The sequence below is a fragment of the bacterium genome (assembly GCA_024226335.1).
GTDB lineage: Bacteria > Myxococcota_A > UBA9160 > SZUA-336 > SZUA-336 > JAAELY01.
Genome location: JAAELY010000164.1, coordinates 1 through 905 on the forward strand (window position 1 = coordinate 1; position 905 = coordinate 905).

General features: G+C 60.1%; 2 protein-coding genes. One reads left to right on the forward strand and one right to left on the reverse strand.

What is annotated here, in order from left to right:
• The first annotated feature begins 198 nt into the window (after positions 1-198).
• Positions 199-381, forward strand: a complete 183-nt coding sequence (locus tag GY725_07805; GenBank protein MCP4004083.1) for a hypothetical protein — start codon at positions 199-201, stop codon at positions 379-381.
• Positions 382-598: 217 nt separating this feature from the next.
• Here GY725_07805 and GY725_07810 read toward each other — a convergent pair.
• Positions 599-905, reverse strand: a 307-nt coding sequence (locus GY725_07810) for a type II toxin-antitoxin system RelE/ParE family toxin (GenBank protein MCP4004084.1), incomplete at its 5' end; no start/stop codon positions are given.

Here is a 905-nt window from a genome sequence, read left to right on the forward strand (position 1 = left end):
GAAGCCGTCTTCAACTTCGAAGTGGCCAGGAAAGTCGATACGCTGACTCTGCCAGCGAGCGTAGACCGCTGAGATCGGGCAACTCCGAGATTGGCGAATTTTGCGACCGCCACCGCGCCGATCACCCGCTCCGGATGGCTCTGGTAGTATTCGCGAGTGGCGGCTGGAGTCGCCGACTGCAACTTTCGGGGAAAGCACATGACGGTGAAAGAGAAAGTGCTCGAGGTCATCACCAGGATGCCGGATGACAGCACATTGGACGACATCGGTTACGAGCTCTACGTCATCGAGAGCGTCCAGAAAGGGCTGGACGAGCTTGACCGCGGTGACTATCTTACCCATGAGCAAGCGAAGGAACGGCTTCAGAAGTGGGTGAAGTAAGGGAGATTCGGTGGTCCAGGAAGGCTGTCTTGCAGGTGGAACGAATCGGTCAGGACATCGAGATCGGCTCGCCTTGGCAAGCGGAGAGGATCGTCAAGCTCCTCTAAGCGACTCCGGAGAAGCTCCGTTGGTCGCCACGCAAATCTACCACCACCCTCTCAGGCTCGAAGTCCGCCTGAATGCGTAGCTGCCGCGACTCTCCGGCACCGAGGGTGACTCAGACGTACCGAAGCCGATTCAGCCAGTAGCCGGGTCGCCTTTTCGTATGCGCGACGGCGAGAACGCGAACCTCGTTCTCACGATCGAGGAACACCAGGGCGAACGGGAAACGAGTGAGTAGCGCCCGGCGAACGACTAGATCTGACACTGGAAGGTCGAGACGTGGATAGGAGGCTGGCCGTTCGGCGATCTTCACTTGGAGGCGTTCGATCTCGTCCAGGAAGCGCGCGGCGAGCCCCCGCTGGCGCCTTTCATACCACCCGGCGGCCTCTTCCATCTCGTCGACCGCTTCCAGCTCGAGGCGA

Coding starts and splice junctions, on each gene's coding strand:
- GY725_07805 (MCP4004083.1), top strand. CDS start 199: ATGACGGTGAAAGAGAAAGTGCTCGAGGTCATCACCAGGATGCCGGAT.